This window comes from Sphingomonas sanguinis (assembly GCF_019297835.1).
Taxonomy (GTDB): domain Bacteria; phylum Pseudomonadota; class Alphaproteobacteria; order Sphingomonadales; family Sphingomonadaceae; genus Sphingomonas; species Sphingomonas sanguinis_D.
On the sequence record NZ_CP079204.1, the window covers coordinates 57,382 to 82,424 of the forward strand.

At 63.3% G+C, this 25,043-nt stretch carries 23 protein-coding genes, 1 pseudogene and 1 other annotated feature; of the genes and pseudogenes, 10 read left to right on the forward strand and 14 right to left on the reverse strand.

What is annotated here, in order from left to right; translation table 11 throughout:
* The first annotated feature begins 5 nt into the window (after positions 1-5).
* A complete protein-coding gene (locus KV697_RS19845) occupies positions 6-1,151 on the forward strand; it encodes a glycosyltransferase (RefSeq protein WP_219021540.1) in 1,146 nt (381 codons plus the stop codon).
* Here the strand turns inward: KV697_RS19845 and KV697_RS19850 are convergent.
* The 7 genes from KV697_RS19850 to KV697_RS19880 all read right to left on the reverse strand — a co-directional run bounded on the left by KV697_RS19850 (position 1,141) and on the right by KV697_RS19880 (position 9,334).
* Positions 1,141-2,346, reverse strand: a complete 1,206-nt coding sequence (locus tag KV697_RS19850; protein ID WP_219021541.1) for a hypothetical protein — start codon at positions 2,344-2,346, stop codon at positions 1,141-1,143. The two genes, KV697_RS19845 and KV697_RS19850, sit on opposite strands and share 11 nt — an antisense overlap.
* 24 nt (positions 2,347-2,370) lie before the next feature.
* Positions 2,371-4,470: a GumC family protein gene (locus KV697_RS19855; protein ID WP_257575911.1), complete on the reverse strand. Its 2,100-nt coding sequence runs from the start codon at positions 4,468-4,470 to the stop codon at positions 2,371-2,373.
* A gap of 119 nt (positions 4,471-4,589) precedes the next feature.
* A complete protein-coding gene (locus KV697_RS19860) occupies positions 4,590-5,258 on the reverse strand; it encodes a polysaccharide biosynthesis/export family protein (RefSeq protein ID WP_257575924.1) in 669 nt (222 codons plus the stop codon).
* Between the two features lie 35 nt (positions 5,259-5,293).
* On the reverse strand, positions 5,294-6,775 hold the full coding sequence (locus tag KV697_RS19865) for an O-antigen ligase family protein (protein ID WP_219021543.1): 1,482 nt from the start codon (positions 6,773-6,775) through the stop codon (positions 5,294-5,296).
* A 28-nt stretch (positions 6,776-6,803) separates the two neighbouring features.
* The gene (locus KV697_RS19870; RefSeq protein ID WP_219021544.1) at positions 6,804-7,643 is read right to left on the reverse strand and encodes a GDP-mannose 4,6-dehydratase; all 840 of its coding nucleotides are present in this window, start codon (positions 7,641-7,643) and stop codon (positions 6,804-6,806) included.
* The gene (gene gmd, locus KV697_RS19875; protein WP_219021545.1) at positions 7,643-8,680 is read right to left on the reverse strand and encodes a GDP-mannose 4,6-dehydratase; all 1,038 of its coding nucleotides are present in this window, start codon (positions 8,678-8,680) and stop codon (positions 7,643-7,645) included. Before gmd ends, KV697_RS19870 begins: the two co-directional genes overlap by 1 nt.
* Positions 8,681-8,788: 108 nt before the next feature.
* Entirely contained in the window at positions 8,789-9,334 is a 546-nt protein-coding gene (locus KV697_RS19880; RefSeq protein ID WP_219021546.1) for a hypothetical protein, read from the reverse strand.
* Between KV697_RS19880 and rfbC the strand changes: the two genes are divergently transcribed.
* The 6 genes and pseudogenes from rfbC to KV697_RS19910 all read left to right on the forward strand — a co-directional run bounded on the left by rfbC (position 9,324) and on the right by KV697_RS19910 (position 14,899).
* Positions 9,324-9,959: a dTDP-4-dehydrorhamnose 3,5-epimerase gene (rfbC, locus tag KV697_RS19885; RefSeq protein ID WP_257575914.1), complete on the forward strand. Its 636-nt coding sequence runs from the start codon at positions 9,324-9,326 to the stop codon at positions 9,957-9,959. The genes KV697_RS19880 and rfbC overlap by 11 nt on opposite strands.
* 10 nt (positions 9,960-9,969) lie before the next feature.
* Positions 9,970-11,022: a dTDP-glucose 4,6-dehydratase gene (gene rfbB / locus KV697_RS19890; RefSeq protein ID WP_219021547.1), complete on the forward strand. Its 1,053-nt coding sequence runs from the start codon at positions 9,970-9,972 to the stop codon at positions 11,020-11,022.
* A gap of 15 nt (positions 11,023-11,037) precedes the next feature.
* On the forward strand, positions 11,038-11,928 hold the full coding sequence (gene rfbD / locus KV697_RS19895; protein WP_219021548.1) for a dTDP-4-dehydrorhamnose reductase: 891 nt from the start codon (positions 11,038-11,040) through the stop codon (positions 11,926-11,928).
* Positions 11,925-12,791, forward strand: coding sequence for a glucose-1-phosphate thymidylyltransferase RfbA (rfbA, locus tag KV697_RS19900; protein ID WP_219021549.1), 867 nt, complete (start codon positions 11,925-11,927; stop codon positions 12,789-12,791). The genes rfbD and rfbA overlap by 4 nt, the downstream gene beginning before the upstream one ends.
* A 334-nt stretch (positions 12,792-13,125) precedes the next feature.
* Positions 13,126-13,579: pseudogene (locus KV697_RS19905) on the forward strand (transposase); the annotation flags it as partial.
* 91 nt (positions 13,580-13,670) lie between these two features.
* Positions 13,671-14,899, forward strand: a protein-coding gene (locus tag KV697_RS19910) for an IS3 family transposase (protein WP_219021550.1) whose coding sequence is annotated in 2 segments (ribosomal slippage) — positions 13,671-13,959 and positions 13,959-14,899 — 1,230 coding nt in all. Because the reading frame shifts where the segments join, the coding sequence is not laid out codon by codon here.
* Positions 13,952-14,068 (forward strand) — a sequence feature (AL1L pseudoknot). Its footprint overlaps the gene before it by 117 nt.
* Positions 14,900-14,970: 71 nt before the next feature.
* Here the strand turns inward: KV697_RS19910 and KV697_RS19915 are convergent.
* The 5 genes from KV697_RS19915 to KV697_RS19935 all read right to left on the reverse strand — a co-directional run bounded on the left by KV697_RS19915 (position 14,971) and on the right by KV697_RS19935 (position 20,487).
* On the reverse strand, positions 14,971-15,423 hold the full coding sequence (locus tag KV697_RS19915) for a hypothetical protein (RefSeq protein WP_219021551.1): 453 nt from the start codon (positions 15,421-15,423) through the stop codon (positions 14,971-14,973).
* A 519-nt stretch (positions 15,424-15,942) separates the two neighbouring features.
* Positions 15,943-17,142 carry a replication initiator protein A gene (locus tag KV697_RS19920; protein ID WP_219021552.1) on the reverse strand — a complete coding sequence of 400 codons (1,200 nt, stop codon included), beginning with the start codon at positions 17,140-17,142 and terminating at the stop codon, positions 15,943-15,945.
* A gap of 76 nt (positions 17,143-17,218) precedes the next feature.
* On the reverse strand, positions 17,219-18,262 hold the full coding sequence (locus tag KV697_RS19925; RefSeq protein ID WP_219021553.1) for a ParB/RepB/Spo0J family partition protein: 1,044 nt from the start codon (positions 18,260-18,262) through the stop codon (positions 17,219-17,221).
* A gap of 59 nt (positions 18,263-18,321) precedes the next feature.
* Positions 18,322-19,512: an AAA family ATPase gene (locus KV697_RS19930; protein ID WP_219021554.1), complete on the reverse strand. Its 1,191-nt coding sequence runs from the start codon at positions 19,510-19,512 to the stop codon at positions 18,322-18,324.
* A 237-nt stretch (positions 19,513-19,749) separates the two neighbouring features.
* Positions 19,750-20,487, reverse strand: a complete 738-nt coding sequence (locus KV697_RS19935; RefSeq protein ID WP_219021555.1) for a glutaredoxin family protein — start codon at positions 20,485-20,487, stop codon at positions 19,750-19,752.
* Between the two features lie 63 nt (positions 20,488-20,550).
* On the opposite strand from KV697_RS19935, the gene KV697_RS19940 reads away from it, so the two are divergent.
* Positions 20,551-20,961 (forward strand): MerR family transcriptional regulator, encoded by a 411-nt coding sequence (locus KV697_RS19940; RefSeq protein ID WP_219021556.1) that lies wholly within the window; start codon positions 20,551-20,553, stop codon positions 20,959-20,961.
* Positions 20,962-21,089: 128 nt separating this feature from the next.
* Here the strand turns inward: KV697_RS19940 and KV697_RS19945 are convergent, their stop codons facing one another.
* Positions 21,090-21,974 (reverse strand): hypothetical protein, encoded by an 885-nt coding sequence (locus KV697_RS19945; RefSeq protein ID WP_219021557.1) that lies wholly within the window; start codon positions 21,972-21,974, stop codon positions 21,090-21,092.
* A gap of 80 nt (positions 21,975-22,054) precedes the next feature.
* The gene (locus KV697_RS19950) at positions 22,055-22,771 is read right to left on the reverse strand and encodes a tetratricopeptide repeat protein (protein ID WP_219021558.1); all 717 of its coding nucleotides are present in this window, start codon (positions 22,769-22,771) and stop codon (positions 22,055-22,057) included.
* 179 nt (positions 22,772-22,950) lie between these two features.
* On the opposite strand from KV697_RS19950, the gene KV697_RS19955 reads away from it, so the two are divergent.
* On the forward strand, positions 22,951-23,466 hold the full coding sequence (locus tag KV697_RS19955; protein WP_219021559.1) for a hypothetical protein: 516 nt from the start codon (positions 22,951-22,953) through the stop codon (positions 23,464-23,466).
* A gap of 57 nt (positions 23,467-23,523) precedes the next feature.
* On the forward strand, positions 23,524-24,882 hold the full coding sequence (locus KV697_RS19960; protein ID WP_219021560.1) for an ABC1 kinase family protein: 1,359 nt from the start codon (positions 23,524-23,526) through the stop codon (positions 24,880-24,882).
* The last annotated feature ends 161 nt before the right edge of the window (positions 24,883-25,043 follow it).

The following is a 25,043-nucleotide window of genomic DNA, read 5'->3' on the forward strand; positions in this document are numbered from 1 at the left end:
GCGCTATGAAAGACAAACGGACCATCCTGTTCCTGTGCGACGACCCGGACGTGCTGGGCGGGCTTCAGCGCGTACTGGGCACGCTGATCGACGCATTCCGCGCACGGGGTTACCACGTCGTCGTTACCGCACTGCAATTGAGCGGCGGAAAAGGATTCGTAGATCCAGCGGTCGAGCGGCATCGCCTATTCAGCGAAGGCCCCCTGTCCCGCCTGATACAGAAATTCAAATTCGGGCCATTGCATCTTCAGGGTCGCCGTCTGTTACGTTTGCGTTGGCTGGCACAACGCCGCGCGCGCCTTTTTTTACGCAAACAGGTCGAAACACTGCGGCCTATAGCCGTCATTGCATTCGATTCTCTAACGGCAAAACTCGCGTCGGAAAGCAACTTGCGCGACACCAAGCTGCTCGTTCAATATCATAATTCCTTTGATTCCCTAGCGGGAACTTCTGATCTTAACCGGTTGCGGTCCGCCAGTTCGGGGGCTTCCAGCTTTCTGGCTCTTACCGCCGCTGACGCCGAACAATTTGCGATGGATGGGTTTTCGCGCGTTTCTTATGTCTCGAACCCCGTTTCCTTCTTCCCCGCCCGTCTTCCCTCCCATCGTGAACAGCAGGTGGTGGCGCTCGGTCGCTATCACCATCAGAAGGCGTTCGATCACCTCGTGACGGCGTGGGCCAAGGTGCCATCGCGTGAGGGATGGCACCTTCACATCTATGGTGACGGCCCTGAACGGGAATTGATCAATGCAACGGTCGCCGATCTGAACATCGGGGACAGCGTCACGGTCCACGGACCGACCCAGGATGCGCAACAGGTCCTCAGCCATGCGTCCATTTATGCATTGTCTTCACGTTTCGAAGGGTTGTGCATGGTCGCGCTTGAGGCGATCGCCTGTGGCGTGCCTATCGTCACCACGGCATCCGGCCCCGGTACGCTGGAGATCGCAGAGGGTTGCGGCCTGATCTGCGATATAGGCGATACGACCGCCTTCGCGGCGCACCTTCAGACCCTCATCGACGATAGGACACTGCGGGAAGCCCTCGGTTCGGCCGGACGCGATAAGGCGCAGAATTATCGGGTCGACGCGATTGTCGATCGCTGGGAACGGGTTATAGCTGAAAGTATCGCTATGCCGGTCACCGCCTGATCAGGGAAATCCGCGAGATCGTGTAGTCGCTGGGCGGGCCATCCAATCCGCCCTGCACATCCAAGGAAAGCTGGGCCGTATCGCAGCCCGACGTCGGCACCACGATGTCGCTGGTGATCCGACCGTTCTTCTCCGGCTGCGAGGCTAGAACCGCCCCACCGACGCAGGTCAGCCGCGCCGTCATGACACTGCCGTTCGCCGCATCGTTAGCAACTGATATACCAAGCCGATAAGTGCCTGGATCGAGTACCAACGTCTGTCGCGCGACCCATGCGTTCGCACTCGCGGGAACACTGACGCGCAGATGATAACCGCGATTTTCCGATGGCTCTCGCGAGGCGATCAGTTCGTCATGGGCATTAAACGACCAATCAAATGGGGGTGGCCCAGGGTCACGGGCGAAGTCGGCATTGTTGACCCTCTCCCGCCCGTCAGCGGTCGGAGCGATCCGACGATAGAAGCGTAGCGCCATCGCGGGCTGCCCCAAAGCGACCAGTTTGGAAATGGCGACGCCAAGATACGGGCGATCCACCCCTGAACGGGGGTCGAGCGAGAACGCCGGAAGCAATATCCCTAACGAAACCGGATTTGCGGCTTTGGGGAGATATGCGGCAATGAAGTCGTATCGCCACGATGGATTGCGCGCCAGGAACGCCGCAAGCGGTCGTGCGATAGCGGGATCGTCGGCTGCCGATGCTAGAACCGGAATAAGGTCCCCCCGCATATTGGGTTCGGTGCGTAATGCTCGATCATAATGCACGAGCGCACCGGCGATATCCCCGCGCTGTACATGGGATTCGATGAGCCAGAGCTGCGTCGGCCCGTCATGCCGCGACAATGCCTCACTATATTTGATCAACCGGTCGGCTTGCGCAGTTTGCTGCCCCTGTAACGACCAACTGAGCGCAAGCGAGCGGGCGGCAATCGGGTTGACGGGCTGTCGTTCCAAGGCGGCCGCCGCCAATTGCCTGGCTTCCGCCAAGCCCTGCGCATCGGAGTTGCTTAGAACAAGCTGTGAGCTTTTCGCAGCGGCGGCATCAGCGGACCAAGGCCACCAAGCGAGAACGGCATCGGGACTGCGACGGGCATAGATACCGGACATCGTCACCGCGATCGACAACCAAAGAAGCGGCAGACCGACTGCAACCGCGATCAGGATGCGACGCAAGCCGATCCGCGCCGACGCCCCCTTCATCGTCTCCCGCTGCACCATGATCGATCAGGCCGCCTTCTCCCCATAGCTATAGTCATAGCCATAGCCATAGGTCCCAGTCTTGTTATCGTACTTGGTCAGCACCACGCCTAGCACGTGCGTTTGCGATGCAAGCAGGCGGCCGATTGCCACGCGGGCGGTATTGCGGCCGGTCGACTTTATGTCGAACACGAACATCGTCCCTTCCACCGCACTGCCGATCAACAATGCGTCGGCCAGGCCCATCACCGGCGGAGCATCGATCACGACATGATCGAAATCCGCCCCGGCGCGCCCCAGCAGCTGACCGAAGCGTTCGCCGGTCAGCAATTCGGGTGCGCTCGGCGGCTGCGGACCGGCGGTCATGATCACCAACCCTTCGGTACCGACGGGATGATACAAGCCGGCCAGATCGTCGTCGCCCGACAGATAGTTACTCAAACCCTTCGTGTTCGGGAGGTCGAGCAAATGGTGGATCGATGGAGAGCGCATATCGCCATCGATCAGTAGAACGCGCTTGCCGCTGCGCGCCAGAACGCGTGCCAGGACATGGCTGGTTGTAGACTTGCCCTCGGCTGGCTGCGAGCTGGTGATGGCCAGGCTCGCCGGAACGCCATGATCCGAGGAGAAGGCCAAACGCGCGCGCAATGAGAGATAGGCTTCGGATAGCGCGGACTTGGTGTCCATCACGGCACTGCCGACCTCGCCATTGCGCACCTTGGGGATGGTACCCAGCAAAGGCACATGGAGTATCGTCTCGACATCGGCAGGGTCGCGAACCCGATCATCGACCTGTTCGGCGACAATGGCCATCACGCCGCCCAGAATCGTACCTGCGAGGATCGCGATGGCAAGATTGACCAGCGCTCGCGGGCTGGAGGGGTGGGTCGGCAGTTCGGACATATCGACGACGGAGATGTTGTTTACCCCCACGCCACCGGCGACACCGATTTCCTTGTAACGCTGCAGCAGTGCATCATAGAGTTGGCGATTGGTATCCACGTCGCGCTGATAGATATTATACTGGATGCTGCGACGCCGAAAATTGAGCACCTGCTTTTCCAGGGTGTCGACCCGCTGCTTGAGCTGTCCTTCTCGTTCGAGCGCGGATTGATATGTCTTGCGCAGCGATCCCCCGACACGACCTTCCTCACCCGCCAGCGTTTTGTCGATCTGGGCAATCTGCTGACGCAATGCGACGGCCGATGGGTAGCTCGGTTCGAACTGCACCATCATGCGCGCGTAATCCGCCATCAGGCTGGCGCGTTGGGTACGAAGTTGCGAGATCGTCGGATTCGTCAGAGCTTCGCTGCTCTGGCCCCCGCGGGCATTGTCGAGACGGCTCGCCGCCTCGATGCGGTCGGCCGTGGCCTGCGCCAGGACGCGGTTCAACGTCGACAGATTGTCCACGACGAGCGGACGTTCGCCACCACTGGTGCCCGATTCACCCGGCAGGTTCACGATCGCCTCGCGCGAGGCATAATCGACCAACTGACGCTCCGACTGGTCGATCCGCACGCGCAACTGCGCAAGACGTTGCTCCAGGAAGCGCCGGGCATAGGCGGTCGTATCGAACCGGCGGGCCAGCGTCTGCTGGATGAACTGAGTGGCCCAGGCGTCGACGACCTTCTTGGCAAACGCCGGATCGGGTGCGCTGAAACCGATGCGCACGAGACGCGACATGCGCTCAGGATCGATCGAGATATGCTTCAGCAGGGCATCGCCCGCAGCGATGGTACGCTCTTCGCGGTTGGACGCCCCAGCCACGACCCGTCCATTTGCGAACCAGCGGTCCGCATGACCTTTATCGAATGCCTCGAAAAAATTGGCGTCTTCAGACAGCCGCAGCTGGTTTGCGACGCGTTGGGCCAGGGACTTGGATTCCAGTAGCCCGTATTGGGTTTGATAGAATTCCATATCAGCGCCGCTGCTGTCGCTGTTTTCCGCGCCCTTCACCATGGTGAAGTTGCGATTCTCCCGTTGGATCTCGATCGTGGCATTCGCCGTGTAACGCGGCGTCGCGAGCAGGGTGGCCAGGATACCACCCACCACGGCAATCGCGATGCACATGATGATCAGCCACTTGCGACGACGGAAGATGCTCAGAGCTTCCGCCACCAGCGTCATACGATCGGACCGTACTCCGTCGGCTTGAGACTGTCTCTGCGGGAGCCAGCGCGATACGGTCCCACCATCGGTTTCCGCCGACATTCCAGATGCGTTCATGCGAATTTTGGAGCCTCGGCTTACTGGAAGATTCTGATGAGAGGTACGGTCAATAGCGGCGACGCGGTAATCAGGTCACGGAAAATCCGGCGACCACGGGATTCGCTTACCTCAATGACGTCGTTCGCGTATATTTCGGGATCGGCATAGGCTCCGGCACGGATCGCACGCACATCGTACAACGCGGCCATGTCCTTGTTATTCACACGCCGATACACGACGACTTCATTCTCTTTGCCGAATTCATTGATCCCCTGTGCGCGGGCCAGCGCACGCAAGAGGGTCATTCGGCCAATGACCGGATAGATGCCGGGGGCGCCCACCGCACCACCCACGGACATATTCTGCGACACGGTATCGGTGAGATTGACCGTCACCTGTGGATCGCGAACATAACGTGTTCTCAGCCCGTCAGCGTAAATCTGACCAACCTGCGCCGGTGTCTTGCCTGCGACCTGAATCGAACCAACGAGCGGAAGCGAGATTTGGCCCGCACTGTCCACCTGTACCGATCGGCTGAGTTCAGGCAGGCCATATACTTCGACCGACACCTGATCGAGCGGCCCGATCACAAATGCACGCTGCGGCAGAATAAGGTCGGTCGTATCTGGTGGAGGCAGTTCGTGCGACTGCACGACCGTCAGGTCGGAACGAGGCGCAACCGAATGGCTTGCGCACGCACTCAGCACCAAGCTTACCAAGCCGGAAAGAAAAATTCTTATTTTCAAGGATTAAGCTCTTCGTAAGACTTGACGCTATTTGGCTTGCCTATCCCCGCTTCGCTTTTTTGTAAAGCAGATGCTCTATCGGCACCCCGATAGAGCGCCTGTGCAACCCAAGATGCGGCTATAGTAAAGATGAAACCCATCAAGGGCGGGCGCAGCGGATAGTCGACCGTGCTCGCCAGCATCAAGATCAACATGACGCTCCATCCGGCACGTCCCAGAAGTCCGCTGATCCCCAGGCGGCCACGGCTTCGGAACAGCCGCCATCCGGCCACCAGCCACCATGCCAGCCCTGCGGCCATCAGGGCGACGCCGGCCGCGCCCCCCGTCATCGCCACCTCGAAAAAGTCGTTATGCGCGTGGTTGTATGTCGTAGGACGTAGCAAGCTGTCAGGTTCCAGGATACGGAATACCGGATCGAACGAGCCGAGACCGCTGCCGAACGGAAAGAAGTCCCCGATCATCTTCAGGACCTGAGGCGTGTTGCGCAGCCGCAGATCGTCCAGCGCGTTAAGCTCGAACAGGCGGTTGAGCGCCAGCGCACGACCGAAGAAGAACACCAGAGCTGCGATCGCCACGCCACCGATCAGCAACCCCCAGGACAGGAGCTTTCCCCTGCGCCCACTGGCCAATGGAGCCATCATGGCGGCCATGATGATCCCGACCACCATCAGCCCCATTCCGGCGCGCGATGCGGTGAGCAGGATCAACGGGATAAGCGCCAGCGCGCATAACCCCGCTGCGATCTGACGGCGCAGGGCGACCTGAGGCGTGGTCGTGGGAAGCAGCGTTACGATGCGCAGCAGTGGGAACATCGCGGACAACAGCGCCGCCTGATGGTTGCGGTTGGCGAGAAAGCCGACCGCATTGCCCTCATAGGTCCGTTGATACAAATATAGCGGGCTGCCGACGCCCTGTACCGCCTGTAGCCCGCCGAGCAGCGCACTGACCATTCCCACGCCAAGCAATACGAACAGGACCGACCGTCTAGCGTCTGGCGGCACGGCGGCCCATCCGACCAACGCGCAGGCTGGCGCGAGGAACCAGAGCAACGCCTGAACCGTCAGATCCGGGGTCAACGAGATCGGTCGCCAGGGTTGAGCGACGCCCTGTGCCCGTGCCGCCTCCACCATCAGTTCACGCCCGGGAAGCGCCGTCCAAATTCCTGGCGGCAGCGGAATAAGCTGGATCAATGCCAGCGCGACACCGCACAGAAGAAGCAGAAGCGGCACGCGCAAGGGCTTCAGTTCCGAGGTGGGCACCAGCAAAATCATGCCGGCCAGCACCAGCACCAGCGCCGGTCGTACATAGAGCAGCGAAAGAACGTCGGTCCGGTTCGACCCACCGCCCAGCGCCAGCACGGCAAACGCCGCACAAAGCAGTCCCAGCGGCAGCCAGCCACCCTGCAATGCCACCCCACTCAAAGGCAGCCTCCCCCGCCGACGCCGGCGGGAGTGCCCGGATTGGACGTTCATCATCATCGCACCCTCATTCCTGGAACCGGTCCGCTCAAGCAAGCATCCATTCCAACGTATCCGACAATGGGACCGGTGCCCAATGGGGCAACAGCGTTCGCAGCCGCTCATTGCTTCCCGTCAGCCGCTGCACGTCATTGTTACGAACGAAGGCCGGGTTCACGACGATTTCCGGATGATGCCCGGTCAGTTGTCCGGCCATGGCCAGCACATCACGGACCGAATGCGCCATGGCGGTCGCGATATTGACGGGAACGTCGCTATCCGCTGCGCCTAGCAGTCCGACATAGGCCTGGACCACGGCGCGCACATCACCGAAATCGCGTTCGACATCGATATTGCCCAATTCGATCACTGCCGCACGTCGGCGGAAATGATCGACGATCTTGGGGATCAGATAGCGATTTTCTTGGCCCCGCCCGGTATAGTTGAACGGTCGCGCAACGAGGATCGACAGGCGATCGCGCCAGAACGACGCCCCCATTTCCATCGCCCGCTTGCTCAGCGCGTAATGATTGGCGGGCGCGGGGGGATGATCCTCGGCTATGGTGCCGCTCGCCCCTTCACCATAGACCTGCGCGCTACTGGCAAGCACCACGCGCGCGCCGGGCCGGTGTCGTGCCACCGCATCGAGCAGATTGAAGGACCCGACTTGGTTGACCGTGTAAAACTCGGCCAGGTCATCAGATGCCACAAAGGCTTTGGCGGCAAGGTGGATCACTGCATCCGGCGCGATCTCTGCGACCGCATGGTCGAGGGCGGTCGCATCGGTCAAATCTGGCGAGATGGCTATGGGGTGATGTCCGGCATCCTTCAGCGCTGCGCCAAGATAGGTGCCGGTAAATCCCGACAAACCGGTGACGCCGACGCGCATCAGAACGAGTGGCCGCTTTTGTTGCGGCGCACATCCGCCTCCACCATGATCCGGCACAGTTCTTCGAGCGACGTTTGGCTGCGCCAGCCGAGCGCCGCGGTCGCCTTTGCCGGGTCACCGATGAGCAGTTCCACTTCGGCGGGACGGTAGAAACGCGGATTGACACGCACCAGCAACTTGCCGGTGGCGGCATCGCGACCGACCTCGTCCTCGGCCGCGCCGCTCCATTCGATCATGACACCGATTTGCCGGAAGGCCAACTCGACGAAACTGCGCACGCTCTGCTTCTGGTTGGTGGCCAAAACGAAGGTATCGGGGGTGTCGTGCTGCAGGATCAGCCGCATTCCCTCGACATAATCCTTGGCATATCCCCAGTCGCGTTCGGCATCCAGATTACCCAGTTCCAGCAATTCGGCCTGGCCTAGATGGATCTTGGCGACGGTATCGGTGATCTTGCGCGTCACGAACTCGCGTCCGCGCAGTGGCGATTCATGGTTGAACAGGATGCCGCTCGACCCGAATATGTCGAAGCTCTCCCGGTAATTGACCGTCAGCCAGTGGGCGTAGAGCTTGGCGACACCATAAGGGCTGCGCGGGTAGAAGGGCGTATCCTCGGTCTGCGGAATGGCCTGGACCTTGCCGAACATTTCCGAGGTCGACGCCTGATAGAAGCGGATCGATTTGTTCACGGTACGGATCGCTTCCAGCAGATAGGCCGCGCCCAGACCCGTAATCATACCGGTGGCGATCGGCTGATCGAAGGACACGCCGACAAAGCTTTGTGCAGCAAGGTTATAGATTTCGATCGCCTCGGATTGTTCGATCAAACGGATGGCTGATCCCATATCGGTCAGATCATATTCGACCAGGTGCAGGTTCGGGTGATCCTGAATGCCCAATTCCTCGATCCGCCAGAAATTGACGGAACTGGTTCGCCGATATGTGCCATATACTTTGTAGCCACGATCAAGAAGATTTTCCGCCAAATAGGCGCCGTCCTGGCCGCTGATGCCGGTGATGATAGCGCTCTTCGTCATTATCCTGCCTTCTATGATCTATTTATTACGGGAAGGTCGTACGCACTTTTATGGTCGGTAGCCTTCCGGTGATCGCCGGGTTTCATGGGCCGTACCGGATGTTCCGCCCTAGCGGATGCCCAGTTCCCCTTCTGCAAGCAGGATTCCATTCTGATATTCGCCCAGCGCCCCGGAAAAGGCCGTGGGGGACACGCAACGCGGATCGACGCCCTCCTGATCGGAAAACACGCCCCTTTCCGATGGCTGGTTCACACCTAGGCGGCTTTCGCTGACCGACGCCTGCCCATTCCACGGCGTACCGAATCGTTCCTGATATGCCTGTTGAACCCGACCAAATCGGGCATCGAGCGCCTGGATCCGCACCAGACGGGACTGTTTGCCGCACAGGCGTTCCACCGCGCCCCGGCGTCCCTGCCATGCGCGTCGCAGCACCGCGTCGGCACGAATCCCTGCGTCCAGAGAGGGCGGGCTCGCACCGGCCTGCGGCATCGAGACCGCCAACAGCAATAGTCCGAAAATCACTATCCATTCACTCCGCACATGCGCGGCGCACAACTGCCCCGATCCGCAGCTATTTTCAACCAGCCAACGCAAAGTCAGGCCAGACAGGGGTTGCGTGGCGGCAGCTTCGATATATGCGCGAATGCTGCGCACTTTCCCGCCAAACGGAAGCCTGTACCCGATGAACTCCAGTCCCGTTCAGCTGATCCGCCCAAAGCGTCACGCCGATGCGCGCGGTTGGTTCACCGAAACTTACAATCGCGATGCCTTTGATGCGTTGGGGATCGCCTGTGCCTTCGTGCAGGACAATCACTCGCTGTCGATACCGTCCTTCACCCTGCGGGGCTTGCATTTTCAGCGGCCACCGCGCGCGCAGGACAAGCTGGTGCGCTGCATCCGCGGCAGCATCTTCGACGTGGCGGTGGATATACGAAAGGGTTCGCCCAGCTACGGCCGCTGGGTCGGGGCCGAGCTTTCCGCCGAAAATGGGCATCAGTTGTTCATCCCCATCGGTTTCGCTCACGGCTTCATCACGCTTCAGGAGCGGTGCGAAGTCGTCTACAAATGCTCGGACACTTATGCGCCGCAGCAGGACGGTGGCATCCGCTGGGACGATCCGACCCTCACCTCCGTTGATGGTCAGGGCGGCGGTATCGATTGGCCCCTGCCCGCCGGCACGGTTCCCGAACTGAGCGACAAGGATAAGGCGCAGCCCGCACTCTCGGATTTCGACAGCCCCTTCGCCTATGACGGCCGCCCGCTGGCCCCCCTCTTCTAAGGACATCCGCATGCGCATATTCGTCACCGGCGGTGCCGGCTTCATCGGCTCGGCACTGGTCCGTCATCTGATTGAGAACACCACGCATGAGGTGCTGAACTTCGACAAGCTGACCTATGCTGGCACATTGACCACGGTCGAACGGGTCGCCGCGAGCGAGCGTTACCAGTTCGTCCAGGGCGATATCTGCGATGCCGGCGCGGTTCGCACGGCGATCGAGACGTTCCGCCCCGACATCATCACGCATCTGGCCGCCGAAAGCCATGTCGACCGCTCGATCGATGGCCCAGGTGCGTTCGTGCAGACCAACGTGGTGGGCACCTACACGATGCTGGCCGAAGCACGCGCCTGGTGGCTATCACTGGACGATGCGGGCAAAGCCGCGTTCCGCTTCCATCATATTTCCACCGATGAGGTGTACGGGACGTTGGGGGATACGGGCCTGTTCACCGAAGAGACGCCCTATGACCCACGGTCGCCCTATTCGGCGTCGAAGGCTGGGTCGGACCACCTCGTCAGCGCATGGGGCCATACCTTCGGCCTGCCAGTCCTGATCACCAACTGCTCGAACAATTACGGCCCCTATCATTTCCCGGAAAAGCTGATCCCGCTGATGATCGCCAAGGCACTGGATGGCGAGCCGCTGCCGATCTACGGCAAGGGCGATCAGGTCCGCGACTGGCTGTACGTCGAAGATCATGTCCGTGCGCTTCAGGCGGTGTTCGAGCGAGGCGAGCCGGGCCGGACCTACAATGTCGGCGGACATAACGAACGACAGAATATCGAGGTCGTCAGGACGCTCTGCGCCATTCTGGACGAACTGCGTCCCCGCAACGACGGCAAGAGCTATGCCGACCAGATGACCGAGGTCGCCGACCGCCCGGGCCATGACAAGCGTTATGCGATCGACGCCTCGCGCATCGGCGCAGAGCTGGGCTGGACCCCGGTCGAGACCTTCGAGACCGGAATCCGCAAGACCGTGCAATGGTATCTGGCGAACGAATCCTGGTGGCGTCCGCTGGTCGCCAACAAGGCGTCGGAACGCCGCGGCGTAGCCGCCTGAACCGACACGAGCACCATGACCCGCTCCATTCTCATCACCGGCGCCAGCGGACAGCTCGGTACCGAGCTCCAGCGCTGCCCCTGGCCCGAGGGCTATGATGTGGTCGCGATCGATCGCGACACGCTCGACCTGTGCGACACATCGGCGATCGCCGCCAAGGTGGCGGAGCGGGAATGGGCGGCGGTCATCAATGCCGCGGCCTATACGGCCGTCGACAAGGCCGAGAGCGACCTCGTGACCGCATGGAAGGTCAATGCCGTGGCGCCGGCCGCCTTCGCCCAGGCCTGTGTCGAGGCGGCCATCCCGCTGGTGCAGGTATCGACCGACTATGTGTTCGCCGGCGACAAACAGGGCGCATGGGAGGTGAACGATCCGGTCGCACCTTTGGGCGTCTATGGCGCGTCCAAGCTTGGCGGCGAACTGGCGGTGCGCACCTCGGGCGTGCGCCATGCGATCGTGCGGACCGCCTGGGTCGTCTCGGCACATGGGCATAATTTCGTCAGGACGATGCTGCGCGTCGGCGCCACCCGTGACCAGCTCTCGGTCGTCAACGATCAGATCGGCAGCCCGACCGGCGCGGCCGACCTCGCTCGGGCGCTGATGACGATCACGCTTCGCCTGATCGAGGACGCCGATGCACCGGTCGGTACCTTCCACTTCAGCAATGCGGGCGCGGTCAGCTGGGCGGGTTTCGCCACCGAGATTTTTCGCCAGAGCGGCATGCGCGGGGGTACGACGGCCGAAATACTGCCGATACCGACCAGCGACTATCCCACCCCGGCCAGACGCCCGGCCAATTCGCTGCTCAGCCATGATGCGATCCGCACCGCCTACGGCATCGAGCCGCGCCCCTGGCGGGCGGCTCTCAACGACATCCTCGACGAACTGATCGGAGCTACGAAATGAAGGGTATCATCCTGGCCGGGGGTTCGGGCACTCGGCTTCACCCGGCAACCCTGGCGGTCAACAAGCAACTGCTGCCCGTCTATGACAAGCCGATGATCTATTATCCGCTCAGCGTGCTGATGCTTGCGGGTATTCGCGACATATTGATCATCTCCAGCCCGGAGTTCCTCGACAATTATCGCCGCCTGTTCGGCGACGGCTCCGCTTTCGGCCTGACCATGTCCTATGCCGAACAGCCCAGCCCCGATGGTCTGGCCCAGGCCTTCACCATCGGCGCGGACTTCATCGGCGACGACCAGGTCGCGCTGGTGCTGGGCGACAATATCTTCTTCGGCGCGCATCTGACCGACCTGCTGAACAGCGCGGTCGCGCGGCCCAAGGGCGCGACCGTCTTCAGCTACCGGGTCGAAGATCCCGAGCGTTACGGGGTGGTCGAGTTCGGAGAAGGCGGTCGCGCGGTCAGCCTGGAGGAGAAGCCCGCTCGACCGAAGTCCAACCATGCCGTCACCGGCCTTTATTTCTATGACAACCGCGTGGTCGAATTCGCCCGCAATCTGAAGCCCTCCGCGCGCGGCGAACTCGAAATCACGGATATCAACCGCCTCTATATGGAAGCGGGCGATCTCTATGTCGAACAGATGGGCCGGGGCTATGCCTGGCTCGATACCGGCACTCATGACAGCCTGCTGGAAGCCGGCGAGTTTGTCCGCACGCTTCAGCATCGTCAGGGGGTGCAGGTCGCCTGTCTCGAGGAAATCGCCTACGAAATGGGCTTCATCTCGGCCGAACAGGCGCGGGAAGCGGGCGAGCGGTTCAAGAAGACCGCCTATGGCCGCGCCATCCTCAACGCGGTCAAGGGCTGAACGGTTTGGCCGGGGCGGCTGTGATGGGGTGATGGTGACGAATTAGGCCGGCTCGAAATTAATTGTAGCCCGATCATGGCAGCGGCGGGATATAAAGCCGTTCAAGTGGCTGGTTCTGCGGTCGTATCGGATGCTGAAGCGACCAAAGCTATCTTGGTCTGATTGCGGCGCTTGTAGATGCTGGCGTCGTACCCAATGGCGACCTTGCGTTTAGGCTTTGTCGGGATCATCGCCTCGACGTGTATTGCTATGATCTGCCTATGCAAGCTATCGATATGGGAGTGTCAGGAATTTCGTGTGCGGGCGGGCATAAAGGGGAAGAAGGGGACCCTGTATGTCCCGACGCAAAGAGCCTGCGATACCGAACGAACTGCTTGATCAGCTACTGGCTTGCGCTGATGCTGGTACCGCCCTGGCGCAGGGCGGTCTGCTGGATGCTCTGAAGAAGGCTGACCGAGCGCGCTTTGAACGCGGAGATGGATTATCATCTAGCCGGAGACGACGGCACCGGCAACTCGCGCGACGGTTACGGCTGGAAGACGATCACGACCGATACCGGCAAGCTGGCGATCGACGTACCACGTGACCGGCAGAGCAGTTTCGACCCGCAGCTGATCGCCAAATACCAGCGGCGCTTCCCTGGCTTCGATGAGAAGATCGTGTCGATGTACGCGCGCGGCATGAGCACCCGGGAGATCACGGGGCACCTGCACGATCTGTACGGCATCGACGTGTCGCCGGACCTGATCAGCACGGTGACCGACGCCGTGCTCGACGAGGTGGCGATCTGACAGCAGCGGCCGCTGGATCCGGTCTACCTGCTCGTTGAACCGCGCCGGGTTTGCCGGAGGCTCCAACTCCTGAGAAGGTGGAGCCTGTATGAGCAAGACGACGGACAAGTTTGCACCTGAGGTCCGCGAGCGAGCGGTACGGATGGTGCTGGATCACGAGCGCGATCACCCGTCTCGATGGGCAGCGATCATATCCATTGCCGAGAAGATCGGTTGCTCAGGCCACACGCTGCTGGAGTGGGTGAAGAAGGCCGAAGTGAACAGCGGCAAGCGCGCGGGCGTCCCGACCGAGGTTGCCGACAAGGTGAAGGCGCTGGAGCGCGAGGTCCGTGAGCTGCGGCAGGCCAACGAGATTCTTCGCAAGGCATCCGCATATTTTGCCCAGGCGGAGCTCGACCGCCCGTTCCGACGATGATCGCCTTCATCGACGATCACCGTAAAGCCTATGGGGTCGAGCCGATCTGCCGCGTTCTGCCGATCGCCCCATCGACGTATTTCGAGCGCGTCGCGCAGCGGCGGGATCCGACACGCCTATCGGTGCGGGCGCAGCAGGATGTCGCCTTGAAGCCGGAGATCGCGCGCGTATTTGCCGAGAACTTTGCGGTTTACGGCGTGCGCAAGGTCTGGCGGCAGATGATGCTGGAGGGTTTTCCGGTCGCTCGCTGTACGGTCGCGCGGTTGATGCGCGATATGGGCCTGGCAGGGGTGATCCGGGGCAAACCGGTGCGTACGACCATCAGTGACAGAGCGGCGCCGTGCCCACTCGATCACGTCAATCGCAAGTTCTACGCGCCAGCGCCGAACATGCTCTGGGTGTCAGACTTCACCTACGTCGCGACTTGGGCGGGGTTCGTCTACGTCGCCTTTGTCATCGATACCTACGCCAGGCGGATCGTCGGCTGGCGGGCCAGCAGGACGGCGCATGCCGGCTTCGTACTCGACGCCCTGGAACAGGCGCTTCATGATCGACGACCGGCCCATCGGGGCGGTCTCATCCATCATAGCGACCGCGGATCGCAATATCTGTCCATCAAGTACACCGAGCGCCTCGCCGAAGCCGGGATAGAGCCGTCGGTCGGCAGCGTCGGAGACAGCTACGACAATGCTTTGGCCGAGACGATCAACGGCCTCTACAAGGCCGAGGTGATCCACAGACGTGGGCCGTGGCGCAGCTTCGAAGCCGTCGAATTCGCTACGCTCGAATGGATCGACTGGTTCAACCATCGTCGGCTGCTCGAACCCATCGGCAACATCCCGCCTGCCGAAGCCGAAGAACAATATTATGCTGCCGCAGACAACCTCGATATGGCAGCGTGACTCACAACCCAACGCCTCCGGCAGACCCGGCGCGGTTCAGCGACCCGTTGATCAAGAACACAACCGTAAGGCTAGACAAACAGGTCGCGGATAGCACTCAAATGGAATTGGTTGAGCAACCGACGTCGGCGATGCTCCCTTGCGTCATGGCGCATGTGACAGGCTTGGCATAGCGCGGCTAGGTTGCGGGGGCGGTTGTCGCCTGGGTCATGGTTGAGGTGCGCGCTGGCCAGGATCACGCGGGTCCGGCGGAACGGCAGGGGCGGTGCGATGCCTGCCAGGCCCGGCTGGGCGTGGATCATGGCGGTGGGGCTGGTCAGTGCCCTGACCCCCCTGCCCCGGCCGTCGCGCCAGCGGGCGCGGGTTTCGTCCCACCAGGTTCCGTCGCCGAGATGGACGATCTCGCGGCCGTGGGGGCGTCCGCAATGCTCGCATCGTCCCTTGGCGCGGTCGAAGCGGATCAGGGCGGACAGTTCGCGCCAGTCGATCGGGTAGAGCCAGCGATGTTCGCGTGCGATCGGCATGGCCCTTTGTGAATCGATATGTCGCAAACCAAAAGTGGAAAAGCGACTGATTCAGAAAACTCATCAACCCCTTCAAAAAAGCTCAAAAAATATATCCAAAGGTTAGAACGTTAGATTAGATTTAAAGGGTTAAGCGCTGTTTTCCACAGGCTAAAACGCGGGATTTTCTCGCTTTTTGGGAATCTCGGCGTTCCTGACGTATCGAGTATATGTTCCTGAAATATCGTGATGGGCGTTCCCGATGTATCGCCCGAGCGTTCCGAGAGTATCGTTGCCCGTTCCCGATATATCGAAAAGGCGTGACGAACGCCGATGAAGCGGGTCGGATTGAATCAGTTTTCGACCGATCCCGCATGGTGAGGTTCAAAGTGGAGACCCGCCGGGATGCGCGATCGTAGCGGTGATCGAACACGCGATATTTCGGGAACGCTTATGGGCTGCGCGTCACCCCATGCGCGGAATTTTTAGCGGCTGAAATGCCGGGGAGGGGCCTCATTCGCGCACCCCCCTCCCCTCTCGTCAGCGAAGCAGGTGCCGGTTCTTGGCGTCGAAGCGGCGCACATAGCCGATAAAGGCGTTCTGATAGCTGACGGGCGTGCGGGCGGGATCGCCCTCGACCCAGGCTTTGAATTCGGCGTGGAGGGTCTGATAGTCCCAGCCGGGACATTCGGACCGCAGCAGCGCCAGGGTCGCGTCGGTGATTTCCCCGAAGGTCGACCGGGTCGACAGGCTCTTGACGCTGCGCCGGATCAGCGCGCTGGCATCCAGGTCGCGGTCGGCGGGGGGCGGCGGAGTGTCTTCCAGCGTCGGTGCCTTGGGCTGGGGGGCGGCAGCGGCCTTGGGCTTCTTCGGCGCACGGACGGCGGGCGTGGCCCCCTCCCCTTCGGCGCGCCTCCGCATCCTGAGGCTCGGCTCCCGCTTGCCCTCGGCCTGTTCGAGCGTCAGGGCATAGCCGGGCAGCTCGTTGCGTTCGGCGATCTTGGCGATCTCGAACTTGAAGCGGCGATATTGCCCCTCGGCCCCCGATTTCTCGAACAGGGTCGGCATGGAGATGGCGAAGCCCCCCTCCCCTGCCCCGCCGGCATGTTTGCGCGCGACCTTGTACAGCCAGCGCTCGCGCCCGCCCGAAATGTCGAAATAGGCGCGGTCGATCGACAACACGCCGCCCGTCATCAGAACGCCTTCGTAGAACCAGCTCGACAGCTCGATCGTCATGCCGCGCGAGCGTTCGGTCTTTTCATCGACCAGCTGCGTCCAGCCGTCGAGCCAGCTGAACGTCGCCTCGCGCCGGTTCTCCGCCCGGATATTGGTCTTGACCGTGGTCGACACGAGCCGATCGAGCGCCTGGCCGAGCAGCTCATAGGCGCGCCCCGTCGGCTGGCGGCCGATCGCGCGCAGCAGGTCATAGGGCATCAGGTGCAGCTTGCGCGGCACGTCGTTGATCCCCCGCCGCGCCATGTCGGCCAGCATCGAGGCGCAATAGATCAGGATGTCGGCATCCCAGATCGTGGCCATGCCATAATCGGGATTGCCCGACACATGCACCCACAGCTTACCGTCGGGCGAGCGGTAGTCGATTGGTTTGACGCGTTTCGACTTGGCCAGGCTGAAGAAGGGCCGCTCCATCATCTCGCGCTGGTCGCGCAGCGGCAGGTCGGCGAGATAGGGCAGGAACAGCTCGAACTGTTCGGCCGATCCGTCCTTGGGCTTGGTGCTCATGCGCGCATGTCCCGGCACATGTTTCCCCGGGGAAACATGCGGGATGGGCGGACGACGGTGTTTCCCCGGGGAAACATCAGGGTTGAAGCCCCCTGCCCGTCTGTTCGAGATGCTCGAGAGCACCACGCAGCGCCTTCACGATTTCCTCGACATCCGCGCCCGAACCGGCGTGCAGCCGCACCGTCACGCCCTGGCGATTGGCCGACTGGACCGACAGCACGGGGCGGCCATAGCGGTTGTGATAGCTGTAGCGCTCCGGCTCGCCGTCCTCGCCCAGCATCATCTTGCGCGCGGTCAGCAGGCGGTGGAGCACCTCGCTGGCGGCAATGGGGGGCAGGCCGTCCTCGCGCCGCTCGGCCTGCTGGCGAGCGATATACTGGGCCACGCCGATGATCGCGGGCGCCTCCATGGGGTCCTGCATCGCCTGCGCCAGCGCATAGCCGGGCTTGAGCTGCACCTCATGCGGCGAGGCGAAGGCGCCGACCACCTCGTCGGGCAGCGCGGCGACCTTTAGCATCTTGGACAGCCAGCCCTTGGACAGCTTCAGCCGCTCGGCCATGCGGGTCTGGTGGTTGCCATAATGGGTGGTCAGCGCGGCGAGGTAATTGCGCGCCCGTTCGAAGTCCGAGACATCGGCGCGCGCGCGGTTCTCCAGATCGGCGAGGCGGAACGCGGCCTCATCGTCCAGCTGCGCGACCTGCGCCACGAAGACCATGTCGGGATAGCTGTTGGCGCGCAGCCAGCTGATCGACCAGTGACGCCGGGTCCCTGCGATCACCTCATAATCGTGATCGGGATCGCCCTCGATCCGGCGGACCACGGCGGGGACCTTCTGCCCCCCTTCGGCGATGATCGAGTCGATTAGCTCGCGGCAATGCGCCTCGGTCAGCAGGTCGTAATTGCGGGCATTGCCCGGCCAGATCTTCACCCGCGCGGGGTCGAGCAGCAGCTGCGTGACCTGCCGCACCTCACCGCTGGCGACGCGGGCGAGCGCGGATTCGCGCCCCAACAGCGTCGTGCCACGGCTGCGTTCCGCCACGGCCTCACGAACCGGGGCAGGGGCCTCCGCCTCTTCCTCCGCCAGCAGGGCCGCCAGATAATCGGATTGTTTACGCGCCATCTTATGCCTCCCGCCCGGAACATAGGCAGAACATTATAATGTAGGAAAGAGGAGTCGGATCAAGCCGCCGCATGGATTACTGCCTCCTCGCTGGCGGGTTCGACCCGGCCCCAGCTCTGGCGGACCAGCTGCTCGACCTGTCGCATCGCCTCGTCCAGATTGGCGCGGCAACGTTTGTGGGTCTTGGGCGTGCCGATCGGCTTTTCCAGTTCATAGACGGTCATCATCCGCATTGCGGCATGGCTGATCTCGGCCGACTCGAGGATGGGGACGGGGAGCAGCGCGGGGCCGAAGCTCTGCTCCATGATCGCGCGGACCATGGCGTGGCTGGGGTCGTTGCCGTCAAACTTGGAACAGATCAGCCGGACGAACTGGTAATCGACCTCGATCCCGGCACCCGTCAGCTGGTTGAGCACCTGGTCCATCATCGACAGGAACTGCACGGTCGAACAGAAATCGGGCGTCGTCGCGGCCATCGGCACCAGCAGCGCATTGGCCGCCTGCATCACCGCCAGGCTGATCGTGCCCAGCGCCGGGGGCGGGTCGAGCAGCACCACGTCGTAATTGCGCGCGAGGTCCGCCAGGCCGCGCTTCAGCTTGCGGAAGCGCGCCGCCAGCACCGACCCGCCGTCCGAGCCCGCCGCGGCCAGCTCATATTCGACGTCGAACAGCTCCAGGTTCGACGGGATCAGGTCGACATTGGGCCAGGGCGTCGGCTTGACCGCATAGGCCAGGTCGGTCTGGGTCGGGTCGATCGACAGATAGGGGTAGAGCGTCTCTTCGCGCGTGACGTTGAAATGCGGGTTGAAGCCGAACAGCGTCGTCGTGGTCGCCTGGCTATCGCAATCGACGACCAGCACGCGGTAGCCCTGCACGGCGAAATAATGGGCGAGGTGGGTGGTGACGGTCGACTTGCCGACGCCGCCCTTGAAGTTCTGGACCGCGATGATCGCGGGGATGTCGAGCGGCGCGCGGGCCGGGGAGGCGCCCAGCACCTCGCGCATGTGGAGCAGTTCCTCGACCGTATAGCCCAGCCGACGGCCGCTTTCCGAAGCCGGGGCAGGGGGGAGGCGGCCATCCTCCTCGGCCATGCGGATGCGGTTGGTCGAACAGCCGAGCAGCTGCGCCGCCTCCGCGATGCCGAAACGGACGTGCAGGCCTTTGCGGCTTTCCGGCAGGAATGCCTTGCGACGAAGCCGCTCGATCATCCGCTCGCCCGCGCTGGCCAGATCACCGATCTGGGACAGCATTGCATGATCTTCCGCCACTCGCGCACCCCTTGAAGCTTTTGGGTTTGGTTAATGGCAAAGTTCATTCAATTGGGCAAGGTGGGGCGAATGTTTCCCCGGGGAAACTTGATCCTCCCCGGCACGGGGAGGGGGACCATGCGCAGCATGGTGGAGGGGGTTCGCCGCTAGGGGCGACCTGTGAGGAAGCCCCCCTCCGTCAGGCCTGCGGCCTGCCACCTCCCGTGCCGGGGAGGATTTTCAGGACACTATCATCCATACAGCCATCCCGATCATCATCAGATTCTCGGTCAGCGACAGGAAGCCCAGCGGCACGTTGCTCGATCCGCCGACACAGGCGCATTTCAGTTCGCGCCGGTCGATATAGACCGCCTTGACCACCGACACCGCGCCGATGCCCCCGATGAACAGCGCGATCGGCACCGACAGCCATTTCGCGATCCCCGCGATCATCAGCACCCCCGCCATCGCCTCGGCAAAGGGATAGACATAGGAATAGGGCACCCAGCGCTTGGCGAGCAGGTCGTAGTTGAGGAACATGGTCGCGAAGCTCTCGACATTCTGGAGCTTCAGCAGCGCCAGCACCGCCATGCTGAACGCGACGAACCATTCGATCGCGCGACCCGTGAAGGGGGTGGCATAGACCGCCTGGCTGGCCGCCAGCGCCATCAGCGCGGTCATGACGAAAAGCGCGGCGACCGGGCGATAGCTGGTCGCTTTGGGATCGGGCACATGCTTGCCGAAGAAGCGGCGCAGATCGTCATAGCCTCCGACCCGCTCGCCCCCGACGAAAATCTGCGGCGTAGTCTTCACGCCGTGCTCGGCCTTGAAGGCGTCGGTCTCCTCACGGGTGCGCAGCCAGCGGTCATCGACCTCGTAACCCTGTCGGCGCAGCAGGTCCTTCGCCTTCAGGCCATAGGGGCAGGTGTGGGTGGGCATCACCATGCGGTACAATATGGCTTTACGGGGCGCGGTCATGGTCCTTCTCCGGCTGGGGTCCATGCGCCATATGGCATCCGTACCATGGTACGGAGTCAAGACATGGGTGAGTGGACAATCGCCGGATTGGCGCGCGAGGGCGGGGTGGGGGTGGAGACGATCCGCTATTACCAGCGGCGCGGGCTGATGCCCTTGCCCGAGCGTGTGCCGGGGCCCGGCGGGGCAGGGGGCATCCGTCGCTATGGCGAGGGGGATGTGAGGCGGTTGCGCTTCATCCGGTCGGCACAGGAAGCAGGCTTCACGCTGGAGCAGATCGGCGAGCTGCTGGCGCTGGATGCGACCGACGACCGGGCGCGGGTGCGGGAACTGGCGAAGACGCGCATCGCCGCGCTCGATGCGCAGATCGCAGGCCTGCAAAAGGCGCGGGGCGCGCTCGCGCATCTGGCGAGAGAATGCGGGAGCGGCGGAGAGGGGCCGTGTCCGATCCTGATGTCGTTCGAGCAGACCCACTGATCCTCCCCGGCCCGGGGAGGGGGACCGCCGCGAAGCGGTGGTGGAGGGGGCGTGCCACAAAGGACGTCCTGTGCCGAAGCCCCCCTCCGTCAGGGCTTCGCCCTGCCACCTCCCCGTACCGGGGAGGATTAGGTTGGCAGATAGCCTGCCCGTATCAGAAACGCCCGGAGCGATTCTGGGAAGCTCCTGAAACGCGGTCCCTTGTCCGGCTGCCAGATGTCCCTGCCCCGCTCATAATGCGCCAGCATCTTAACCCAGGCGGAGCGGAAGCGTCCCGCGCGGGCGGCATCGGCGACATAGGCGGCGCAGGTTCCGTTGCGATAGGTTTCCTTCGACAGGCAGTGGGGTTCCAGCAGCGCCATGTCGGCTGCAAAGACCGGGCGCAACGCAGGATCGCGGCTTTCGTCGACCACGCGGCCGTTCTCCACCGCGAAGACCCGGGGCGGGCGCGGGGTGCAGGCGTTGCAGCCGAAGGCGCTGTCGAACGCCCCGTCCCGCAACGTCAGGTCGAGGAACCCGTCCCCCGACAGATCGTGCGGTTCGTCGGCGATCTGCCCTTGCAGGGGGTGGGCCGGCGTCTGGCCGAGGGGAAGGACGCGATAGCCCGTCCCGCTCGGCACCAGGAACTGTACGCTGAGGTCGCCGCCCGATCCGCCCGACTGGCTCTCGACGATGACGCCGGGGCGGGGATCGCTGCGGCGGAACCGCACGACCGCGATCCGGGCATAGCCGCTTTGCGGATCGGTCGTCACCGATAGCGGCGTGACACCGCCCGCGCGCACCGTGACCTGCGCCTGATTGTTATAGCCTTCCCAGCGACAGTCGCCATCGCCCTGCGGATGCGCGGGGCAGGGCAGGGGGGCCACCTCCACCGACACGCCGCCCGAGGTGAAGGCCATGGGCGCGCGGCTCGACGGCAGCCAGGTCTGGAAATGGCCGATCGGGACGGACACGGGCGCAGCCGTCCCCGGAACGCTGGCGAGAAGAAGCGCAGGCAGCAGCAGCAGAAGCATGGGAATCGCCCGAGGGGACAGGACCGTCCCGCCGCGATCATGCGAGGCGCCGGGGCGTTGCGCAAGCCGTCCGAGCGCGATCAGCTCGTTATGGCCGGAGCCTTGGCGCGCTGCTCCGCGATATAGTGCAATTCCCGCTGCGCCAGCGCGTCGTCGGGGTTCAGCGCCAGCGCGTCGCGATACCGCTTCTCCGCCTCGTCATAACGGTGCAGCTCGGTCAGCGCATAGCCCTGGCAGCGCAGGGCCGCGCCCTGTTGCATCGGCCTGATCGCTGGGTCCGAAATCCGGACGGCCTCGCTCGCCTGGGTGCAGATGGCCAGCATGTGCGGCCAGTCCTTTTCCAGCCGGATCAGCTGGCCATATTCGGTCTGATACTGCGCATACATCGGTGCCAGCACCATCAGGCGTTCGTAGATCGCCTTGGCCTCCGCCACCCGGCCGAGATCGACCAGCGCATAGCCCTTCAGATAAAGCGCGGTGCAATAGCCGGGCGGCAGCGCGACCGCCGCCACCTTATCCTTGGCCGCGATCGACAGGTAGAGCAGCGTCTCCTGCAACGACATACCGCAATAGATGCGCCGGGTTTCGCTCGCATGATCCGCCTCATAGGCGGCGAGGACCGGCGTCAATATGTCGAGCGCCGCTTGGGGCTGATGCAGGCGCACCGATCGGGCGGCCGCCTGAAGCTGCGGCGTCATCCGCTCGTCGAGCGACGGGGGCTTGGTGACGGGAGGGGCGGGGGCGGGGGCCGCCTGAACGGCCAGCAGCAGCGCCGCGATCGAAGACAACAGGCTCATCGCCACTCCCCCCTCGACCATGCGGGCCTCGCATGGTTCGGGATGAGCCTACATCATCGGTATTGGCCGATTCCTGACGGCATCATGACGAAGATGTACCGGGCGGAGGGCATCCGATGTCTCGACCGATCCCGATGGCGGACATAGGGTCGAGCTATGGCGTGATAAGGATATTGTCTGTGGGGGCATGGGGCGCATTGATCATGGGCTTCTTCGGCGCGGTGTTCGCTGCGATGACGCTGTATTGGCAATGGCACCTTCACGGCGTCGTGCTGGCCCTGCCCTTTCTGGAGTTCATCCTGATCAGTATCGCCGCGAACCATGTGATCCGTACGCCGGGCGAGGGCATCAGGCCGTCACCGTGCGAAGAGCGCGCCATCTTGTGGAGCAGTATCGGCGAAGGCGTCGGGCTCTTCCTCGCCGCCAACATCGTCATGAACCTACATCGGCCCGATCTACTTTTGCCGTCGATGGCGCTGGTGGTCGGACTGCATTTCCTGCCGATCGCGTTCGCCGCGGGCTTCCGGCCGTTCTACGGGCTGGGAACGGCGCTGATCGTGGCCGCGATCATGGGCTTCGTCATCAAGGCCCCGACGGGCGGCGAAGTAGCGGGGTTCATGGCGGCGGTTGCGCTCTGGCTGGCGTCCGGCATGGCCCTGCGGCGCGACGGACTGGCAAAGGCGCGCACGGCCTGACCGGGTGGCTGACAAGCGCCGACGGAACCAACGCACAGCCCCGCCGCTATGCCGGGCATGGCAAATGACGACGACAAGCCCGGCCGTGTCACCCACCGTGCCGTCCCCAGCGGCCGCTTCGCCCGTGCGGGCGCGTTCGGGCGGCTGGCGGGCGGGGTCGCGGGCGGGATGCTGGCCGAGGGCGCGCGCCGGCTGGCGAGCGGCGAGCGGCCCAAGCTGGGCGACCTGATCCTGACGCCGGGCAATGCCGCGCGCGTCGCTGACCGGCTATCGCACCTGCGCGGCGCGGCGATGAAGCTGGGCCAGATGATCTCGATGGATGCGGGCGACCTGTTGCCGCCCGAGCTTCAAACCATCCTTGCGCGGCTGCGCGACCAGGCCTACCGGATGCCGCCCGCGCAGCTCGACAAGGTGCTCAAGGCGCAGTGGGGCGGCGACTGGCGACGCAAATTCCGCCATTTCGAGGCCGCCCCCATGGCGGCCGCCTCGATCGGGCAAGTCCACCGCGCGACCCTGCCCGATGGCCGGGTGCTGGCGATCAAGGTGCAATATCCGGGGGTGCAGGGCAGCATCGACTCGGACGTCGACAATGTCGCGACCCTGTTGCGCGTGTCGAACCTGATCCCGCCCTCGATCGATCTCAAGCCATTGCTCGAGGAAGCCAAGCGCCAGCTGGCCGAGGAGGCGGATTATCTTCGCGAGGCCGACCGCATGGAGGCTTATGGCGACCGGCTGGCGGGCGATCCGCGCTATGTCGTGCCCCGGCCGGAGCGCGCGCTGACCACGCCCTTGCTGCTGGCGATGGACTTCGTGCCGGGCCAGTCGATCGATATGCTGGCCGAAGCGCCCCAGGAGACGCGCGACACCGCGATGACCGCGCTGATCGAGCTAGTGCTGCGGGAATTGTTCGACTTCGGCATGATGCAGACCGATCCCAACTTCGCCAATTATCGTTGGCAGGCCGAGACGGGCCGCCTCGTCCTGCTCGACTTCGGCGCGGCGCGCGACGTGCCGTCCGAGACCGCCGCCTCCTATCGCCGGTTGATCGAGGCGGGCCTCGCGCATGATCGTGACCGCATCCGCGAGATCGCGGTGGAGACGGGTTTTCTGGGCGAGAAAGCCGTCGCCGCGCACCGTCCGGCGGTCGACCGGATCATCGCCGCGATCGACGACACCATGGCGAGGCCCGGCCCCTTCGACTTCGGCGACCGCGCCTTCGTGCCGGTGGTGCGCGAGGAGACGAAGGCGATGATCGCCGACCGCGACACCTGGCATGTCCCCCATGTCGAGACGCTGTTCGTCCAGCGCAAGATCAGCGGCACCGCGCTGCTCTGTGCGCGGTTGAAGGCGCGGGTCGATATACGCGGGCTGGCGGCGGAGGCGATCGGGGCCGACCTTTCCCTCGCCCCTCTTTGAGGGGAGAGGGTTGCGCACACTTGGTCTTTGCGAAAGCAAAGGCCTAGTCGGAGCTGGGTGAGGGGTGGGCGCGCAGGGCGCGCGCGAGCCAGAGGCTCGCTCGACCCCTCACCCAAGCTGCGCTAGCCAGCACGCTGGCAAGCTCCGCTTACCCTCTCCCC

What these genes read in the sequence shown, in the direction of transcription:
- KV697_RS19845 (WP_219021540.1), top strand. Translation starts at nt 6, where the DNA reads ATGAAAGACAAACGGACCATCCTGTTCCTGTGCGACGACCCGGACGTG.
- KV697_RS19850 (WP_219021541.1), bottom strand. Translation starts at nt 2,346, where the DNA reads ATGAAGGGGGCGTCGGCGCGGATCGGCTTGCGTCGCATCCTGATCGCG.
- KV697_RS19855 (WP_257575911.1), bottom strand. Translation starts at nt 4,470, where the DNA reads ATGACGCTGGTGGCGGAAGCTCTGAGCATCTTCCGTCGTCGCAAGTGG.
- KV697_RS19865 (WP_219021543.1), bottom strand. Translation starts at nt 6,775, where the DNA reads ATGATGATGAACGTCCAATCCGGGCACTCCCGCCGGCGTCGGCGGGGG.
- KV697_RS19870 (WP_219021544.1), bottom strand. Translation starts at nt 7,643, where the DNA reads ATGCGCGTCGGCGTCACCGGTTTGTCGGGATTTACCGGCACCTATCTT.
- gmd (WP_219021545.1), bottom strand. Translation starts at nt 8,680, where the DNA reads ATGACGAAGAGCGCTATCATCACCGGCATCAGCGGCCAGGACGGCGCC.
- rfbC (WP_257575914.1), top strand. Translation starts at nt 9,324, where the DNA reads ATGCTGCGCACTTTCCCGCCAAACGGAAGCCTGTACCCGATGAACTCC.
- rfbB (WP_219021547.1), top strand. Translation starts at nt 9,970, where the DNA reads ATGCGCATATTCGTCACCGGCGGTGCCGGCTTCATCGGCTCGGCACTG.
- rfbD (WP_219021548.1), top strand. Translation starts at nt 11,038, where the DNA reads ATGACCCGCTCCATTCTCATCACCGGCGCCAGCGGACAGCTCGGTACC.
- rfbA (WP_219021549.1), top strand. Translation starts at nt 11,925, where the DNA reads ATGAAGGGTATCATCCTGGCCGGGGGTTCGGGCACTCGGCTTCACCCG.
- KV697_RS19915 (WP_219021551.1), bottom strand. Translation starts at nt 15,423, where the DNA reads ATGCCGATCGCACGCGAACATCGCTGGCTCTACCCGATCGACTGGCGC.
- KV697_RS19920 (WP_219021552.1), bottom strand. Translation starts at nt 17,142, where the DNA reads ATGAGCACCAAGCCCAAGGACGGATCGGCCGAACAGTTCGAGCTGTTC.
- KV697_RS19925 (WP_219021553.1), bottom strand. Translation starts at nt 18,262, where the DNA reads ATGGCGCGTAAACAATCCGATTATCTGGCGGCCCTGCTGGCGGAGGAA.
- KV697_RS19930 (WP_219021554.1), bottom strand. Translation starts at nt 19,512, where the DNA reads ATGCTGTCCCAGATCGGTGATCTGGCCAGCGCGGGCGAGCGGATGATC.
- KV697_RS19935 (WP_219021555.1), bottom strand. Translation starts at nt 20,487, where the DNA reads ATGACCGCGCCCCGTAAAGCCATATTGTACCGCATGGTGATGCCCACC.
- KV697_RS19940 (WP_219021556.1), top strand. Translation starts at nt 20,551, where the DNA reads ATGGGTGAGTGGACAATCGCCGGATTGGCGCGCGAGGGCGGGGTGGGG.
- KV697_RS19945 (WP_219021557.1), bottom strand. Translation starts at nt 21,974, where the DNA reads ATGCTTCTGCTGCTGCTGCCTGCGCTTCTTCTCGCCAGCGTTCCGGGG.
- KV697_RS19950 (WP_219021558.1), bottom strand. Translation starts at nt 22,771, where the DNA reads ATGAGCCTGTTGTCTTCGATCGCGGCGCTGCTGCTGGCCGTTCAGGCG.
- KV697_RS19960 (WP_219021560.1), top strand. Translation starts at nt 23,524, where the DNA reads ATGGCAAATGACGACGACAAGCCCGGCCGTGTCACCCACCGTGCCGTC.